This window comes from Giesbergeria sp., assembly GCF_028686475.1.
Taxonomy (GTDB): domain Bacteria; phylum Pseudomonadota; class Gammaproteobacteria; order Burkholderiales; family Burkholderiaceae_C; genus Simplicispira.
In genome coordinates this window covers 1-17,280 of the sequence record NZ_JAQUCA010000008.1, presented here as the reverse complement: position 1 = coordinate 17,280, position 17,280 = coordinate 1, and the positions used below count along the sequence as shown (strand labels likewise).

The 17,280-nt window shown below is 57.6% G+C and carries 16 protein-coding genes; 13 read left to right on the top strand and 3 right to left on the bottom strand.

What is annotated here, in order from left to right; all coding sequences use genetic code 11:
• Positions 1 to 16: 16 nt before the first annotated feature.
• The 6 genes from mltG to PHX60_RS07380 are packed head-to-tail and all read left to right on the top strand — an operon-like array spanning position 17 to position 4,589.
• Complete coding sequence (mltG, locus tag PHX60_RS07405) at positions 17 to 1,000, top strand: endolytic transglycosylase MltG (RefSeq protein ID WP_300076352.1); 984 nt, start codon at positions 17 to 19, stop codon at positions 998 to 1,000.
• Positions 1,001 to 1,029: 29 nt separating this feature from the next.
• The gene (gene tmk / locus PHX60_RS07400) at positions 1,030 to 1,689 is read left to right on the top strand and encodes a dTMP kinase (RefSeq protein ID WP_300076350.1); all 660 of its coding nucleotides are present in this window, start codon (positions 1,030 to 1,032) and stop codon (positions 1,687 to 1,689) included.
• A complete protein-coding gene (locus PHX60_RS07395) occupies positions 1,686 to 2,717 on the top strand; it encodes a DNA polymerase III subunit delta' (protein ID WP_300076348.1) in 1,032 nt (343 codons plus the stop codon). Before tmk ends, PHX60_RS07395 begins: the two co-directional genes overlap by 4 nt.
• Before the next feature lie 15 nt (positions 2,718 to 2,732).
• Complete coding sequence (locus PHX60_RS07390) at positions 2,733 to 3,098, top strand: PilZ domain-containing protein (protein ID WP_300076346.1); 366 nt, start codon at positions 2,733 to 2,735, stop codon at positions 3,096 to 3,098.
• A 4-nt stretch (positions 3,099 to 3,102) separates the two neighbouring features.
• Positions 3,103 to 3,909, top strand: coding sequence for a TatD family hydrolase (locus PHX60_RS07385; protein WP_300076344.1), 807 nt, complete (start codon positions 3,103 to 3,105; stop codon positions 3,907 to 3,909).
• Positions 3,906 to 4,589 (top strand): ankyrin repeat domain-containing protein, encoded by a 684-nt coding sequence (locus PHX60_RS07380; RefSeq protein ID WP_300076342.1) that lies wholly within the window; start codon positions 3,906 to 3,908, stop codon positions 4,587 to 4,589. The genes PHX60_RS07385 and PHX60_RS07380 overlap by 4 nt, the downstream gene beginning before the upstream one ends.
• A 23-nt stretch (positions 4,590 to 4,612) precedes the next feature.
• Here PHX60_RS07380 and PHX60_RS07375 read toward each other — a convergent pair whose 3' ends face one another.
• Together PHX60_RS07375 and PHX60_RS07370 are read right to left on the bottom strand one after the other, a co-directional pair.
• A complete protein-coding gene (locus PHX60_RS07375; protein WP_300076340.1) occupies positions 4,613 to 5,143 on the bottom strand; it encodes an ImmA/IrrE family metallo-endopeptidase in 531 nt (176 codons plus the stop codon).
• Between the two features lie 38 nt (positions 5,144 to 5,181).
• Entirely contained in the window at positions 5,182 to 5,694 is a 513-nt protein-coding gene (locus PHX60_RS07370) for a TerB family tellurite resistance protein (protein WP_300076338.1), read from the bottom strand.
• A 259-nt stretch (positions 5,695 to 5,953) separates the two neighbouring features.
• Here PHX60_RS07370 and PHX60_RS07365 point away from each other — a divergent pair, with 259 nt between their 5' ends.
• Complete coding sequence (locus PHX60_RS07365; RefSeq protein WP_300076336.1) at positions 5,954 to 6,676, top strand: histidine phosphatase family protein; 723 nt, start codon at positions 5,954 to 5,956, stop codon at positions 6,674 to 6,676.
• Entirely contained in the window at positions 6,673 to 8,820 is a 2,148-nt protein-coding gene (locus tag PHX60_RS07360) for an EAL domain-containing protein (RefSeq protein WP_300076334.1), read from the top strand. Before PHX60_RS07365 ends, PHX60_RS07360 begins: the two co-directional genes overlap by 4 nt.
• On the opposite strand, the gene PHX60_RS07355 is transcribed toward PHX60_RS07360, so the two are convergent.
• Positions 8,817 to 9,881 carry an AI-2E family transporter gene (locus tag PHX60_RS07355; RefSeq protein ID WP_300076527.1) on the bottom strand — a complete coding sequence of 355 codons (1,065 nt, stop codon included), beginning with the start codon at positions 9,879 to 9,881 and terminating at the stop codon, positions 8,817 to 8,819. The two genes, PHX60_RS07360 and PHX60_RS07355, sit on opposite strands and share 4 nt — an antisense overlap.
• Positions 9,882 to 10,082: 201 nt before the next feature.
• On the opposite strand from PHX60_RS07355, the gene PHX60_RS07350 reads away from it, so the two are divergent.
• From PHX60_RS07350 to PHX60_RS07330, 5 genes are all read left to right on the top strand, one after another.
• Positions 10,083 to 12,962 (top strand): 2-oxoglutarate dehydrogenase E1 component, encoded by a 2,880-nt coding sequence (locus tag PHX60_RS07350; RefSeq protein ID WP_300076332.1) that lies wholly within the window; start codon positions 10,083 to 10,085, stop codon positions 12,960 to 12,962.
• 48 nt (positions 12,963 to 13,010) lie between these two features.
• The gene (gene odhB / locus PHX60_RS07345; RefSeq protein WP_300076330.1) at positions 13,011 to 14,255 is read left to right on the top strand and encodes a 2-oxoglutarate dehydrogenase complex dihydrolipoyllysine-residue succinyltransferase; all 1,245 of its coding nucleotides are present in this window, start codon (positions 13,011 to 13,013) and stop codon (positions 14,253 to 14,255) included.
• A gap of 86 nt (positions 14,256 to 14,341) precedes the next feature.
• A complete protein-coding gene (gene lpdA, locus PHX60_RS07340; RefSeq protein ID WP_300076328.1) occupies positions 14,342 to 15,769 on the top strand; it encodes a dihydrolipoyl dehydrogenase in 1,428 nt (475 codons plus the stop codon).
• 103 nt (positions 15,770 to 15,872) lie between these two features.
• Positions 15,873 to 16,979 carry a cell division protein ZapE gene (gene zapE, locus PHX60_RS07335; RefSeq protein ID WP_300076326.1) on the top strand — a complete coding sequence of 369 codons (1,107 nt, stop codon included), beginning with the start codon at positions 15,873 to 15,875 and terminating at the stop codon, positions 16,977 to 16,979.
• A partial coding sequence (locus PHX60_RS07330) for a helix-turn-helix domain-containing protein (protein WP_300076324.1) occupies positions 16,979 to 17,280 on the top strand: 302 nt, incomplete at its 3' end. The genes zapE and PHX60_RS07330, both read left to right, overlap by 1 nt.

Sequence of the window (17,280 nt, the reverse complement as noted above, 5' to 3'; positions counted from 1 at the left end):
TACAGGGCAGGCACAGGTGGCTCGTTTGCTGAAATGGTTGTTGCTGCTGGCGCTGGCCTGCTGCGCTGCGGCGGCGTGGTGGTTATACCAGCCGCTAGAGTTGCGCCAAAGCCCGTTAGAACTCGAAATTGAACACGGCACCACGCCGCGCGGCGTAGCCCAAGAAGTGGTAGCCGCTGGGGTGCGGACTGATGCGCGGTTGCTGTATTGGTGGTTCCGGTTCTCGGGGCAAGACCGGCAAATCAAGGCGGGCAATTACGAGCTAGAACGTGGTCTGACACCTTACAGCCTGTTGCAAAAATTGGCCCGTGGTGAAGAGTCGCTCCAAGCCCTGACACTGGTAGAAGGTTGGAACTGGCGCCAAGTACGCGCCGCACTAGCCCGAGAGCAGGGCTTGCGCCAAGACAGCGCTACCTTGGGCGATGCTGCTTTGATGGAGCAGCTAGGCCGCCCCGGCGTGGCCCCCGAGGGGCGCTTTTTCCCCGATACCTACACCTACGCCAAAGGCAGCAGCGACTTGGCCCTGTTGCGCCGCGCCTTGCACGCGATGGACCGCCATTTAGAAGCCATTTGGGCGCAGCGGGCCAGCGATACCCCTTTGCAATCGGCCGAGCAAGCCCTGACTTTGGCCAGCATTGTGGAAAAAGAAACGGGCCGTGCCAGTGACCGGGCGCAAATTGCAGGCGTATTCAGCAATCGCCTACGCATAGGGATGTTGTTGCAAACCGACCCGACCGTCATTTATGGTCTGGGTGAGAAGTTTGATGGCAATCTACGCAAAAAAGACCTGCAAACCGATACCCCGTGGAACACCTACACCCGCGCTGGCCTACCCCCCACCCCGATTGCCATGCCCGGCAAAGCCGCCCTGATGGCCGCTGTGCAGCCCGAAAGCACCAAAGCGCTGTATTTTGTCGCCAAGGGCGATGGCAGCAGCCATTTCAGTGCCTCGCTAGAGGAGCATAACCGGGCTGTCAATCGCTACCAGCGTGGCCGGTAAGCTGCTGCTTTTCAAAGGATTTTTACAATATGGCCGCTGGTTTTTTTATCACTTTTGAAGGCATTGATGGTGCGGGAAAATCCTCGCACATCGCTCCTTTGGCCGAGGCTTTGCGCGCCCAAGGCCACACCGTTACCGTCACGCGCGAGCCGGGCGGCACCGCATTGGCCGAAAAATTACGCACTTTGTTGTTGCACGACGAGATGGATGCCCTGACCGAAGCCCTGTTGGTCTTTGCTGCCCGGCGCGACCATCTGCGTTGCGTGATAGAACCGGCCTTGGCACGCGGCGAGGTGGTCTTGTGTGACCGCTTTACCGATGCCACCTTTGCCTACCAAGGCGCTGGACGCGGCTTTAATCCGCAGATTTTGGCCCTGCTAGAGCAGTGGGTACAAGCATCGGCCAGCCCCCCCGAGGGCCAACTGCGCCAGCCCGACATCACGCTTTGGTTTGATTTGCCGCCACAGGTCGCCGCCGCACGCTTGGCCGATGCCCGCCAACCCGACCGCTTTGAAGCCTTGAACCAAGACTTTTTTACCCGCGTGGCCCAAGGTTACGCCGCGCGCGCGGCCCAAGCGCCAGAACGTTTTGTGCGCTTAGATGCCGCCCAAACGCCGCAAGTCGTCTGGCAACAACTGACCGCTGCACTGGCAGACCGGGCTTGTTGGGCCGGGGTGCCGCAAACATGAGCGAGCCGCAGGCAGGCCCAGCAGCACCGCCTTTAGCGCCGTGGCTGGCCACCCAGCGCGATGCCTTGTTGGCCCAACGCGGCCACGCTTGGTTATTGCAAGGGCCGTCGGGCTTGGGGCAATTTGCTTTGGCGCTAGAGTTGGTGCGCGCATGGTTGTGCGATACCCCCAGCGCCCAAGGCGCTTGTGGCCGCTGTGCCAGTTGCCACGCCATTGAGGTGCATACCCACGCTGATTTGTGCATACTGATGCCCGAAACCGAACTGCTGGCACGGGGTTGGCCCTTGTCAGAAAAAGCCCAGTCCGAGATTGATGAGAAAAAACGCAAGCCCAGCCGCGAAATCCGCGTTGAGGCCATGCGGAGCGCGGTAGAGTTCTCCCAGCGTACCAGCGCGCGCAATCGGGGCAAGGCGGTATTGGTCTATCCAGCCGAGCAAATGAACACCATCACTGCCAACGCGCTGCTCAAAACACTGGAGGAGCCACCCGGCGATGTGCGCTTTGTGCTGGCCAGCGAGGCCGCCCACCAACTGCTGCCCACCATTCGCAGCCGCTGTTTGGGCCACACGATGGCTTGGCCCGCCCCAGAGCAAATGCTGCACTGGTTAGCACAACAAGGCGTGCCCAGCCAAACCGCTACCGCCCTGCTCCGCATGGCCGGTGGCCGCCCGGACGATGCGCTGGCGCTATCGCATACCGAACACAGCCCCCAAGCCTGGGCGCAACTGCCGCAGGCGCTGTTGAGTGGCCAGCCTAACGCCCTCAACACCTACACCCCGGCACAGGCGATTGCCACGCTGCAAAAAATTTGCCACGATTTGTTGGCACTGCGCGTGGGTGCGGCCCCGCGTTACTTTGTGGCGACGGATTTACCAGCGCCCCCGCCCTTGCCCGCCCTCACGCAATGGGGCAAAGCACTCATGCAAGCGGCGCGCAGCGCAGAGCATCCGTTTAACACCAGCCTGATGCTCGAAGCCCTGGCCGCACAAGCACGAAACGTTCTAAACTCGCCTCTATCCTCCGTTTAACGCCCTTGCCCTACCATGCTGACCAGTAGCCCTTCTACCGCGCCCCGCCCCAGTGTCATGCAATTGGCCATCAAGGAAAAAGCTGCTTTGCACGCAGCCTATATTCCATTTTTTGCCGATGGCGGCATTTTTGTCCCGACACCGCGTGAATACCGTTTGGGCGATGATGTCTATGTGCTGCTCACCCTGCCCGAAGACACGCAGCGTTACCCAGTGGCCGGTCGGGTGGCTTGGGTCACGCCCGCGCGTGCTGGCGGCAACCGGGTGCAAGGGGTAGGGGTGCAATTTCCCAAAGACGAAAAAGCGCGCCAACTCAAGGCCAAAATAGAATCCATTTTGGGCACCGCTTTGGGTTCCGACAAGCCCACGCAAACCATTTAACAACGTGTTTACTGATTCCCACTGCCACCTTAATTTCCCTGAACTCAGCAGCCAATTGCCCGCCATTCGGGTGGCAATGCAGCAAGCTCAAGTCAGCCGCGCTTTGTGCATCTGCACCACGATGGAAGAGTTCCCCGCCGTTCACGCACTGGCCACCGAATACAACAATTTTTGGGCCACGGTGGGTGTCCACCCAGACAACGAAGGGGTGCAAGAACCCTCTGAGCAAGACTTGTTGACCCATGCCGCTTTGCCGCGCGTGGTAGCCATTGGCGAGACCGGCCTCGATTATTACGGCATGGAAGAGCGCAAAGGCGGGCGCAGCATTGCCGATTTAGAGTGGCAGCGCCAGCGCTTTCGCACCCACATCCGCGCCGCCCGTGCTTGCGGCAAACCGCTCATCATCCACACGCGCAGCGCTGCCGACGATACACTGGCCATTTTGCGCCAAGAGGGCGAAAACGGCAGCAGCAACCGCGCCGGTGGCGTGTTCCATTGCTTTACCGAATCCGCCGAGGTAGCGCGGGCGGTGCTGGATTTGGGCTACTACCTCTCGTTCTCGGGCATCATCACTTTCAAAAGTGCCCAAGCCTTGCGCGACGTGGTGGCTTTGGTGCCATTAGACCGTTTGCTGATTGAAACCGATAGCCCCTATTTGGCCCCGGTGCCCTATCGGGGCAAGGTCAATAGCCCGGCCTATGTGCCTTTTGTGGCACAACAAATTGCCAGCACCCAAGGTATCAGCCTAGAAACCGTGGCCGAGGCCACCAGTCGCAACTTCGATACCCTGTTTGCCGGAGTTAAAGCATGAGCGCCATTGCCCGCCGTGGTTTTTTGGCCGTTACCGGCGCGGCTGGTGTTCTGTGGGCTTGGCAGGCACATGCTGGGGCGCACGAAGATTTTTTCACCGCTATCCACCGTGACGATGCCGCTGCCCTGCAAACCCTGTTGCGCCGGGGTATGGACCCGCACACGCGCAACGACAAAGGCCAAACCGGCCTGACCTTAGCGCTGCAATTGGGTTCACTGCGTGCTTTCGCGGCCTTGCTGGCGCTGCCAACCTTGAATGTGGAAGTTCGCAATGCCCACGGCGAAAGCCCCTTGATGATGGCGGCCCTGAAAGGCCACTTAGAAGCAGCACGCAGTTTGATAGCGCGTGGTGCCGACGTGAACAAAACCGGCTGGACACCATTGCACTACGCCGCCTCCAGCCATCAAGCAGGGCAAGAAGACATGGTGGCTTTGCTGCTAGAACACCATGCGTACATTGATGCCGCTTCGCCCAATGGCAGCACGCCCTTGATGATGTCAGCACAATACGGCAGCATTGCCTGCACCCAAAGGCTGTTAGACGAGGGTGCAGACCCGATGCTGAAAAACCAATTGGGTTTGCGCGCCATAGATTTTGCTGCCCGCGCCCAACGCCCGGACACCGTCACCTTGTTGCAGCTGGCCATGCGCCAGCGCCAGCCACAACGCGGGCAATGGTAAAAATTGGTAACACCGGTTAGCAATTAAACCCAATCGCTGTGGCTATCACCCACATAGGGTTGCAAGGCCAAAGGGCGCTGAAAATGCAAACTTAAATCGGCCATGCGCTGCTTGACCAAGATAGGCGGCACCTCAAAGCGCTGGGCCACATCGTTTAATTGGGCCATCGGTTGGTTTTCTAGCTGCTGTGCTAATGCAGAGGCCGGCAAAAGCAACGCCAAGGCAAACTGATTCGCCTCTAGCTCGGTGCGGTTGTTGGCATCGACGCCAAAATTGTCGGCCACATCAATCAGCCGCTGGTGGCCGGGCCGCAGATGGTGCAGGGCCACATGGCCAATCGCGTGGGCCACGCCATAGCGCTGGCGCTGTACGCTTTGCTGCTTGCCAATGGTGATGCGGGCTTTGTTTTGCGGGCTGATGTCTAGCAGCGCGCAGGCTTGCAGGCTATCGCTGAGGCGGATAGCAATCTCCATGCGCCGGGCAATGCGCGCCAAATTAACCGGTACCGATTGGTCCCAGTGGAGTGTAAGAATGCCTTCCGCAAACATGGCCATAGGACTGGATTATCCCAGCCCCGGCCCTGCTCAAAACCTTAAGACGGAATCGACAGCTTCACTTGGTAGCTAGGGTCATTCTTGGGGTGGTTTTGGTTGGTGAACACCGAGCGGTCGTTCTTGAGCATGATGATTTCAAAGAAGGGGCGGAAACGCTCTTCAGAGATGCCAAAAGCTTGCATAAACTTGCCAAACAGCGCTTGCTCTTCAGGCTCGGGTTGGCCGTCGGCCAAAGAAGAGTCAATCAAATTGACCAACATGCACATTTTTTGCGCGTCGCTGAGCAGCGGTGTCGCTTCTTGCAAAAAGGTGTCAATCGAGTTTTTGCGGCGGTATTTGACAGCGCTATCGAGCAGGGCTTGGTTCTGTGCGCCCACGCCCACGGTGCCATTGCCTTGGTCCGAACCACCCAGAACCGACAGCAGGTGGCCGATTTCTTCGTGGTCAATCTCGCCATCGGCAGACATCATGTAAATCAGGCTGGTGGCAAAAGCCAAGTGGGGCGTCATTTTGTCGCCCGAATCGCTCTTGAACATGTCAAACAGACCCATTGCGTTTACTCCTTGAAAAAACAAGTTGACCAAAAAACCGTACCGCAAACCACGGTGCCGGGGTGTGTTGCAGTGTACCCAAGCGCATTACCCATTGGAACGGAAGCCCTGCAAGTTGCAGGAGATTTGTCCTTGCACGGCTTGGCCTTAAGGTGTTGTTAAGACGGTAGCCGTCTTCTGTACACTTTGCACTGCTAGAAAAATAGTACTGACTGGGTGGCAAGTTGTAGAACTGGGCTGTAAGACAAGGAGAGTATTTATGCAAAACACACGCACACCCTATCGTTTTGGCCCACTGCTGCAACCGGGCTTGCTTCGTCAGCTTTGGTGCGGCCTGTGTGTGTCTTTGTGCTTGGCTGGCGCGGGCAAGGCGTTGGCCGCTGATGTGCAGATACCGCCGCCCAGTGATTTTCGGGTGATAAAGGCACAGCGCCAGCATGTGCAATTGTTGCGCCAAGGCGGTTTGGTGCTGTACATGCGCCACGGCCCGACCAATGCCCGTATTCCAGACCAAATTCCGGTCAAGCTCGATGATTGCGCCAGCCAGCGCCCACTCACCGATGCAGGCCGGGCGCAACTGGACAAAATAGCGGGTTTTGTGCGCCAATTGCGTATCCCCTACCAGCAAGTGGTCAGTAGCCCGTTTTGCCGCGCCCAAGAAAGCGCGCGCCGTGTTTTTAACGGCCCGATACAAATAGACCCCAATTTGCGCTACACCGCTGCCATGCCCGAAGCCGAGAAGAAACCAGCCGTAGCCCGCACCCGCTACTGGTTGTCAGAAAAAATCTCCACCCCGCGTAGCAATCGCATCGTGGTGGCCCACGGCCCCAACATGGCCGAGCTGATAGATTATTTGCCCCCCGAGGCCAGCTTGGTTCTCTTTCGGCCTTTGGGCAATGGCGCTACCCCCAGTTTTGAATACCTGGCCAGCATAGAGCCTGGCCACTGGCCCGAATTGCTGGCCACCTTGGATGCGCTATGAACACCGGGCGCCGATTACAGCTTTTTTTACTGGGGCCAATGGCCTTGTTGGTGTGCGTCGCCCTGCTGGTGCTGTACAGCTCTTTGCACAGCGTGCACCAACAATTTGAGTTGGCCAGCAAAGCGCAACAGCGAGACTTGCAAGTGATGCAAGATGCCGCCAGTTTTTCGCGCGACATTGGTTTGATACAAAAACGCATGGCCACGGCCCTAGAAGGTGCGCTCAATGGTTCGCTCAATGAGTTGCAGCTGTACCGAATGCACAGCGCCATCGTCAACGATTTGGATGTTTTGCGCCAGCAAGTGCAGCAGCTCAGCAGTTCAGCGCTGGTACTCGATGCCAACCACGGCAGCGCCAAAGGCTTGCAGCAAGAACTAGAGTCTTATCGGCGCTTTGTCATCATGTCCACCGATACCTTGGCGGTAGACCCCAGCGTGGCGCGCGACATCCTCAACCAAGGGCGGCAACATTTTCGCGATTTTTCTATTTTTTCCAGCCGCATTGGCGTATTGTTGGCCGAGCGCGCACAGCAGCGCAACGCCGCCCAAGTGCAAACCTTCGTCCAACTGGCCGAGCGGGTGTTGTGGTTGGGCATGGCCATTTTGCTGCTGTTATTGGGCGCGGCCTACTGGCTGGCCCGGCGTGCTGGCAACTCGATGCTCGATATTGCCGATGCCCTGTATGCCTTGGCCAACAATCCCAGCCAAGAATTACCACTACCGCGCTTGCAGGCGCTACACACCCAACAATCGGGCGAGTTAGGGCGCTTGGCCGGTGCCGTGCTGGCGTTTCGCAATGCCCTACAACGCCAGCACCAAGCCGAGCAACAAGCGCATCAGCTGGCTTTTTACGACACCCTGACCCAGCTGCCCAACCGCCGTATGCTACTAGAGCGGCTCAAGTTGGCTTTAGATGGCTGTGCGCGCAGCGACCAGCGCGGCGCCGTAGTGTTGTTAGATTTGGATGGCTTTAAGCGCATCAACGATGCCCGAGGCCACAGCATTGGCGACCGGCTACTGCAACAAGTCGGCCAGCGCTTGGCGCAAACCGTGCGCGCCAACGACACCGTCGCCCGGCTGGATGGCGATAAATTTGGTTTTGTCTTTGCCGCCCTGAGCCAGCAGCCCCAACAAGCTGCCAGCGAAGCCGAACAGGTGGTACTCGAATGCGCCCAATGCTTGGCCCAGCCGATGCAATTAGAAGGGCAAACCTACTTTGTGACCGCCAGCATCGGCATCACCCTGTTTGATGCCCAGCGCCAAACCTTGGATGATTTGCTCAAGCAGGCCGAAGCCGCCATGTACCGCGCCAAAAACGAAGGGCGCAACACCTACCGCTTTTACGACCCGCAAATTCAAGCCCATTTTGAGGCCAAAGTCAGCCTAGAGGCCGATTTGCGCCTTGCGGTAGAAAAGCAGCAGCTGTGCCTGTTCTACCAATTGCAAGTGGATGAACAAGACCAAGTCCAGGGGCTAGAAGCCTTGGTGCGCTGGATTCACCCCGAAAAAGGCATGGTCTCGCCCGCCCAGTTTATTCCGCTGGCCGAAGAGTCTGACCTGATTTTGCCGATTGGCCATTGGGTACTAGAGACCGCCTGCCGCCAACTGCGTGCATGGGCCAGCCACCCCGAACGCGCCCACCTGAGCATTGCCGTCAACGTCAGCGCCCGACAATTTCGCCAAGATAATTTTGTGCAACAGGTGCAGGCGGTATTGGCCGAAACCGGCGCACCGCCGCAAACCCTCAAACTAGAGCTCACCGAAAGTTTGGTGCTAGAAAATGTTGAAGCCACGATTGCCAAAATGCTGGCACTGCGGGCTGTGGGGGTGCGCTTCTCGATGGACGACTTTGGCACCGGTTACTCGTCTTTGCAATACCTCAAGCGCTTGCCCCTAGACCAGCTCAAAATTGAGCAATCGTTTGTGCGCGACATCACCACCGACCCCGATGATGCCGTGATTGTGCAAACCATCATTGCGATGGGGCGCGCCTTGCGCCTTGAGGTGATTGCCGAAGGCGTAGAAACCCGCCAGCAGCAAGCCTTTTTGCACACCCAAGGTTGCTTGGCCTACCAAGGCTATTTGTTTAGCAAACCCATGCCGATGGAGCAACTGGAGCCGCATCTGCCCGCTGCTGAACCCTAGGATGGTGGCGGACGGCCACTGTTTTCTGCTGCAAAAATATCCCAAGTGGCCATAAACAGTGCAGCAATCACCGGGCCAATCACAAAGCCATTGATGCCCAGCAAAGACATGCCACCCAAGGTAGAAATCAGCACCACATAGTCGGGCATCTTGGTATCTTTACCCACCAAAATCGGGCGCAGCAGGTTGTCCACCAAACCAATCACCCCCACCCCAAAGGCCGTCAGAATGATGGCCTGCCCGGTGGCCCCGGTGGCAAAAAAATAAAGCGCCACTGGCCCCCAAATCAGCCCGGCCCCCACCGCAGGCAGCAAAGACAAAAAGGCCATCAGCACGCCCCAAAACACCGCCCCCTGAATACCCAACACCGTAAAAATAAAGCCGCCCAACATCCCTTGCGCGGCCGCCACCAGCACATTGCCCTTGACGGTAGCCCGAATGACGGTGGTAAATTTAAGCACCAAATGGTGCTTGTGTGGTCCATTCAAGGGCACCGCATCGCGCAACCGCGCCACCAAGACAGTGCCATCGCGCAGCAAAAAAAACAGCAGATAGAGCATGATGCCCAAGCTGATGAGAAACTGAAAGGTGTTTTGGCCAATATTGAGGGCGCGCGTGGCAATCAGTTGGCTGGCTTGCACCGCCACGGTCGATAGCTTTTGTTGCACCGCCTCCATGCTGGTCAGCTCAAAGCGCGCCAACAACTGCACCGCCCAATCGGGCAAGGCAGCAATCATTTGCTGAAAATAAAGCCCCAAATTCAGCTGCCCAGAGCGCAAACGTTCATAGGTATGGGTAGCCTCTTGCACTAATGACAAGCCCAGCAGCGTCATGGGCAAAATGACCACCATCAGGCACAGGCCCACCATCAGCAAGGCGGCCAAATTGGGGTGCTTGGGCAAGCGCTGCAACAGGCGTCGGTGCAGCGGCGCAAACAAAATAGCCAGCACCACCCCCCAAAACACTGCATCGTAAAACGGCCACAGCACCGCCGCAAAGGCCAGCGAAGTGCAAATCAGCAAGAATAAAAAAGTTTTTTGCTGTGGCGAGGAAGAATTCATCAGCGTAAGTCCCATCAAGTGCCCCAATGTACGCGACAAGGGAAACTCCTAGCGCGCACAGTGGGGTTTTCGGTGGCACAATCTAGCCCGAACAGGCCCTTCCCAGCCACAGTCGCATCCGCCAATCGGTACAGCCGTGTCGCGGAAGGTTTCTTAAACCAGCTAATGCTTTCTCTAGGAAAGCTGAGGTCAGCGGAAAATATGAGCGATAAGACATCCGTCTACCAAGCCTACCAAGGCAACACCTATCTCTTCGGCGGCAATGCGCCCTATGTCGAAGAGATGTATGAAAACTACTTGGCCAACCCGGGCAGCGTGCCCGATACGTGGCGCGATTACTTCGATGCGCTGCAACATGTGCCCGCTGTCGATGGCTCCAACGCCAAAGACGTGCCGCACCTGCCGGTTATCAATGCCTTTGCCGAGCGTGCCAAGCAAGGCGGCACCAAGGTCGTGCAAGCCAGCGGCGCTGATTCCGATTTGGGCCGCAAGCGCGTTTTTACCCAACAACTGATTGCCGCTTACCGCAACGTAGGCCAGCGTTGGGCCGATTTGGACCCACTCAAGCGCACCGAGCGCCCCGCCATCCCTGAGCTAGAGCCATCGTTCTACGGCTTCAGCGATGCCGACCAAGAAACCGTGTTCAACACCAGCAACACCTTCTTTGGCAAAGAATCCATGCCGCTGCGCGAACTCATCAACGCGCTGCGCCAAACCTACTGCGGCACCATTGGTGCCGAGTTCATGCACACCACCGACCAAAACCAGAAGCGTTGGTGGCAGCAAAAACTCGAAAGCATCCGCAGCACGCCGCAATTCAACGCCGACAAGAAAAAGCACATCCTTGACCGCCTCACGGCAGCCGAGGGCCTAGAGCGCTACCTGCACACCAAGTACGTCGGTCAAAAACGCTTCTCCTTAGAAGGTGGCGAGAGCTTCATCGCCGCGATGGACGAGCTGATTCAGCAAGCCGGTGCCAAGGGCGTGCAAGAAATCGTCATCGGTATGGCCCACCGTGGCCGCCTGAACGTTTTGGTCAACACCTTGGGCAAGCTGCCCAAAGATTTGTTTGCCGAGTTTGACCACACCGCCCCCGAAGACCTGCCCGCCGGTGACGTTAAATACCACCAAGGTTTTAGCTCCGACGTGGCTACCGCAGGCGGCCCAGTGCATTTGTCGCTGGCCTTTAACCCCTCGCATTTGGAAATCGTCAACCCCGTGGTCGAAGGTTCGGTGCGCGCCCGTATGGACCGCCGCAACGACCCCAAAGGCAGCCAAGTGCTGCCGGTGCTGGTACACGGCGATGCCGCTTTTGGCGGCCAAGGTGTCAACCAAGAAACGCTGGCCCTGTCCGAAACCCGTGGTTACAGCACGGGCGGCACGGTGCATCTGATTATCAACAACCAAATCGGCTTTACCACCTCGGACCCGCGCGACATGCGCTCGACGCTGTATTGCACCGACATCGTTAAGATGATTGAGTCGCCGGTGCTGCACGTCAATGGTGATGACCCCGAAGCCGTGGTGTTGGCGGTGCAACTGGCACTAGAGTTCCGCATGGAATTCCGCAAAGACATCGTGGTGGATATTATTTGCTTCCGCAAACTGGGCCACAACGAGCAAGATACCCCCGCGCTCACCCAGCCGCTGATGTACAAGAAGATTGGTCAGCACCCCGGTACGCGCAAGCTGTACGCCGACAAGCTGGCCGCGCAAGGCTTGGGCGAAACGCTGGGCGACGACATGGTCAAAGCCTACCGCGCCGCGATGGATGCCGGTAAGCACACCGTGGACCCGGTTCTGACCAACTTCAAGAGCAAGTATTCCATCGACTGGTCGCCATTTGTCGGTAAAAAGTGGACCGATGCAGGTGAAACCGGCATTCCCCTGACCGAGTGGAAGCGCCTGTCTGAAAAACTCACCACCCTGCCTGCCACCCTGACACCGCACCAGTTGGTGAAAAAAGTCTATGACGACCGCGCCGCAATGGGCCGGGGCGAAATCAATGTGGACTGGGGCATGGGCGAACACATGGCGTTTGCCTCGCTGGTGGCCAGCGGCTACCCGGTGCGCTTGTCGGGCGAAGACTGTGGCCGTGGCACTTTCACGCACCGCCACGCCGTGATTCACGACCAAAACCGCGAAAAGTGGGATACCGGCACCTATGTGCCGCTGCAAAACGTGGCCGAAAACCAAGCCCCGTTTGTCGTGATTGACTCCATCCTGTCCGAAGAAGCGGTGATGGGCTTTGAATACGGCTATGCCGGTTCTGACCCCAGTTCTTTGGTGATTTGGGAAGGCCAGTTTGGTGACTTCGCCAACGGTGCCCAAGTGGTGATTGACCAGTTCATTGCCTCGGGTGAAGTCAAGTGGGGCCGTGCCAATGGCCTGACCCTGATGCTGCCGCACGGCTACGAAGGCCAAGGCCCTGAACATAGCTCGGCCCGTGTTGAGCGTTTCTTGCAATTGGCAGCTGATACCAATATGCAGCTGGTGCAACCCACCACCGCCAGCCAGATTTTCCATGTGCTGCGCCGCCAAATGGTGCGCGATTTGCGTAAGCCCTTGGTTATCTTTACGCCCAAGTCGCTGCTGCGTAACAAAGATGCCACGTCACCACTGTCTGAGTTCACCTCGGGCATGTTCCAAACCGTGATTGGTGAGCAAGACGACGCTATCAGCAAGAAGGCCGATAAGATCAAGCGCGTGGTGGCTTGCTCTGGTAAGGTCTATTACGACTTGGTGAAAAAGCGCGCCGAGAAGGAAATCACCGATACGGCCATCATCCGTGTTGAGCAGCTCTATCCGTTCCCGCACAAAGCCTTTGCGGCCGAACTGAAAAAGTACCCCAACGCCACCGACATCGTTTGGTGCCAAGATGAACCGCAAAACCAAGGCGCTTGGTTCTTCATCCAGCACAACATCCACGAAAACATGGCCGATGGCCAAAAGCTGGGTTACTCCGGTCGCGCTGCTTCGGCATCGCCAGCGGTAGGTTACTCGCACTTGCACCAAGAACAGCAAAAGGCGCTGGTCGAAGGCGCATTTGCCAAGCTCAAGGGTTTTGTCCTGTCCAAGTAAGGCCAGCAACCCCTATCCAGAACAAAACCTGTTACCGAAAGAATTGAAATGGCAATCGTAGAAGTTAAAGTTCCACAGCTGTCCGAATCCGTGGCCGAAGCCACCATGCTGACTTGGAAGAAAAAGGCCGGCGAGGCCGTGGCGGTCGATGAAATCTTGATTGAAATCGAGACTGACAAAGTGGTGCTAGAAGTGCCCGCCCCTGCCGCTGGCGTGCTGGCCGAAATCATCCAAGGTGATGGCGCTACCGTCACTGCCGAGCAACTTATCGCCAAAATTGACACCGAAGGCAAAGCTGGTGCTGCCGCTGCTGCTCCTGCTGCCGCGCCCGCCGCCGCCTCTGTGGCTGCACCAGCTGCCGCCGCCAACAAGGGCGATGTCGCCATGCCCGCCGCTGCCAAGCTGCTGGCCGACAACAACCTGTCGGTGTCCGCCGTTACTGGTACTGGCAAAGATGGCCGCGTCACCAAGGGCGACGTGCTGGCCGCTGTGGCCGGTGGCGTGCAATCCACGGCTGCGGTTATCCCCACCGGCGTGCCTACCAAGGTTTTGCCGCAAGTGGCCGCACCTTCGTCCAAGCTGGAACTGGGCGAACGCCCCGAGCAGCGCGTGCCCATGAGCCGCCTGCGCGCCCGTGTGGCCGAGCGTCTGTTGCAATCTCAGTCCACCAACGCCATCCTGACCACGTTCAACGAAGTGAACATGGCCCCGGTAATGGAGATGCGTAAGAAGTTCCAAGATGCCTTCAGCAAAGAGCATGGCGTGAAGATTGGCTTCATGAGCTTCTTTGTCAAGGCTGCTGTTCATGCACTGAAGAAGTTCCCGGTGCTGAACGCCTCGGTCGATGGCAACGACATCGTCTATCACGGTTACTTTGACATCGGTATCGCTGTCGGTTCGCCGCGTGGTTTGGTGGTGCCGATTTTGCGTAACGCCGACCAAATGAGCTTTGCCGACATCGAAAAGAAAATCGCTGAATTTGGCAAGAAGGCGCAAGAAGGCAAGCTGGGCATGGAAGAAATGACCGGCGGCACTTTCTCCATCTCCAATGGCGGTACTTTTGGCTCGATGCTTTCTACCCCCATCATCAACCCACCGCAATCGGCCATTTTGGGCGTTCACGCTACCAAAGACCGCGCTGTGGTGGAAAACGGCCAAATCGTTATCCGCCCGATGAACTACTTGGCCATGTCGTATGACCACCGCATCATTGATGGCCGTGAAGCCGTGCTGGGCTTGGTAGCGATGAAGGAAGCGCTGGAAGACCCTTCGCGCCTGCTGTTTGACATCTAAACCCTGACCGATGGACCCACCCATGTGGCCCAGCTTGCGCTGGCGCCCATCGGTGGGTTTTTTTGAACCGATAAAGAAAGATTTTTATGAGCAAAGCATTTGATGTCGTGGTGATTGGCGCTGGCCCCGGTGGTTACATTGCCGCCATCCGCGCTGCCCAACTGGGTTTTAACGTTGCCTGTATCGACGAATGGAAGAACGACAAGGGCGGCCCCGCACCCGGCGGCACCTGCACCAACGTCGGTTGTATCCCCTCCAAGGCGCTGCTGCAATCGTCCGAGCATTTTGACCACGCCAACCACCACTTTGCCGAACACGGCATCAGCGCCAAAGACGTAAAGATGGACGTGGCCAAGATGATTGCCCGCAAAGACAACGTGGTCAAGCAAAACAACGACGGCATTTTGTACCTGTTCAAAAAGAACAAGGTCAGTTTCTTCCACGGTCGCGGCTCGTTTGCCAAGGCGGTCGAAGGCGGCTACGAAGTGCAAGTGGCTGGCGACAAGCCCGACACTTTGGTGGCCAAGCAAGTCATCATTGCTACTGGCTCCAATGCGCGCGCCTTGCCCGGCACACCGTTTGACGAAGAACACGTACTGTCCAACGATGGCGCATTGCGGATTGGTGCCGTGCCGAAAAAGCTGGCGCTGATTGGTTCCGGCGTGATTGGTTTGGAAATGGGTTCGGTTTGGCGCCGTCTGGGTGCCGATGTGACGATTTTGGAAGGTCTGCCCACCTTCTTGGGCGCGGTGGACGAGCAAATCGCCAAAGAAGCCAAAAAAGCCTTCGATAAGCAAGGCTTGAAGATTGAACTCGGCGTGAAGGTTGGCGACATCAAAACTGGCAAAAAGGGCGTTTCTATCGCCTACACCAACGCCAAGGGCGAAGCCCAAACGCTGGATGCCGACAAACTCATCGTCTCGATTGGCCGCGTGCCCAACACCAACGGCCTGAACGCCGAAGCCGTGGGCCTGCAACTGGACGAGCGCGGCGCGATTGTGGTCGATGGCGACTGCAAGACCAACCTGCCCGGTGTGTGGGCCGTGGGTGACGTGGTGCGTGGCCCAATGCTGGCACACAAGGCCGAAGAAGAAGGCGTGGCAGTGGCCGAGCGCATTGCGGGCCAACACGGCCATGTCAACTTCAACACCATCCCTTGGGTGATTTACACCAGCCCGGAAATTGCTTGGGTGGGCCGCACCGAGCAACAACTCAAGGCCGACGGCGTGAAATACAAGGCCGGCACCTTCCCGTTCTTGGCCAATGGCCGCGCCCGTGCGCTGGGCGACACCACCGGCATGGTGAAGTTCTTGGCCGATGCTGCCACCGATGAAATTTTGGGCGTCCACATTGTTGGCCCAATGGCTTCCGAGTTGATTTCTGAAGCCGTGGTAGCGATGGAATTCAAGGCCAGCGCCGAAGACATTGCCCGCATTTGCCACGCCCACCCCTCTTTGAGTGAAGCCACCAAAGAAGCAGCCTTGGCGGTCGATAAGCGCACACTGAATTTCTAAGCCTTTTTGAGGCTTTTCCACCGCCGCAGGGCGGTGATTTTGCTAACTCTGGTGTCTGCGCGTCGGGCACCAGAGATTTTCTTTTTGCAGAGCAAGGGGGCTGATGGTGTCCGTTTCCGTTCTTCAGGCCTACGAGGCCGAACTGGTAGCCAAGGGCTTTCAGAGTGACCCGGCCCAGTTGCGTGCCGTGCAAGCGTTAGAGCGCTGCGCTCAAGAGTGGGCAGTCTATAAATCTCGCCGCTCTAATGCACTGAAAAAATTGGTTAACCGCCCCGACATCCCCAAAGGGGTGTATATGTTCGGCGGTGTCGGGCGCGGCAAGAGCTTTCTGATGGATTGCTTTTTTAATGCCGTGCCGCTCAAGCGCAAAGTGCGCCTGCATTTTCATGAGTTTATGCGCGAGGTACACCGTGAGTTGGCCATCTTGCAAGGCCAACAAAATCCGTTGGACGTGCTGGGCGCGCGTATCGCCAAGCGCTATAAACTCATCTGTTTTGATGAATTCCATGTGGCCGATATTACCGATGCCATGATTTTGCACCGCCTGCTGGTGGCGCTGTTTGAGAATGGAGTGGGCTTTGTCACCACCTCCAATTTTGAGCCAGACGGTTTGTACCCGAATGGCTTGCACCGCGACCGCATTTTGCCCGCCATTGCCTTGCTCAACCAGCGCATGGAAGTGATTAATGTGGACAACGGCACCGACTACCGCCGTCGCACGCTAGAAAACGCCAAGCTCTACCATTGCCCCTTGGGCGAGCAGGCCGATGCCGAGATGGCCAAAATGTTTGACCAGCTGGCCGAAATCCACGACGAAGAGCCAGTTTTGCACATTGAAGCACGCGAAATCCGCGCCCGGCGCAAAGCCGGTGGCGTGGTGTGGTTGGATTTTCGGGAATTGTGTGGTGGCCCGCGTTCGCAAAACGATTATCTGGAAATTGCGAATCAATTTCATACCGTGTTGCTGTCGAATGTGCCACATTTGCCCGTCAGTATGGCCTCGCCAGCGCGGCGTTTTACTTGGCTGGTGGATGTGTTGTACGACCGGCGCGTGAAGCTGGTGATTTCGGCCGCTGTGCCGCCGGAAGAACTTTATACCGAAGGCCCACTGGCGCACGAATTTCCGCGCACGGTGTCGCGCCTCAATGAAATGCAGTCTAAAGAATTTTTGGCACTGGAGCGCCGGGTGGTGGACACTGGCTTGACGTGATGGATACTGCGTTGCGCCCCGTGGTGCGCTCATGCTGGCATAACGGTGCCAATGCGCCGCAGAGCGTCATTCTGGCGACACAAGGGTTAGCAGCAGCACTCAATGAATCTACTCAAATCTATGATAATATATCCATTATGAATAGATTGGTAAGCATAGGAGAAGCAGCAAAGACGTTAGGTGTGTCCATAACAACCTTGCGCCGCTGGGAGGCGGCTGGTAAATTGAGTGCAGAACATACCGCAGGCGGTCATCGGCGCTATGACCTTGCCAAACTGCGTCCCGAGCTATATCACGCTGG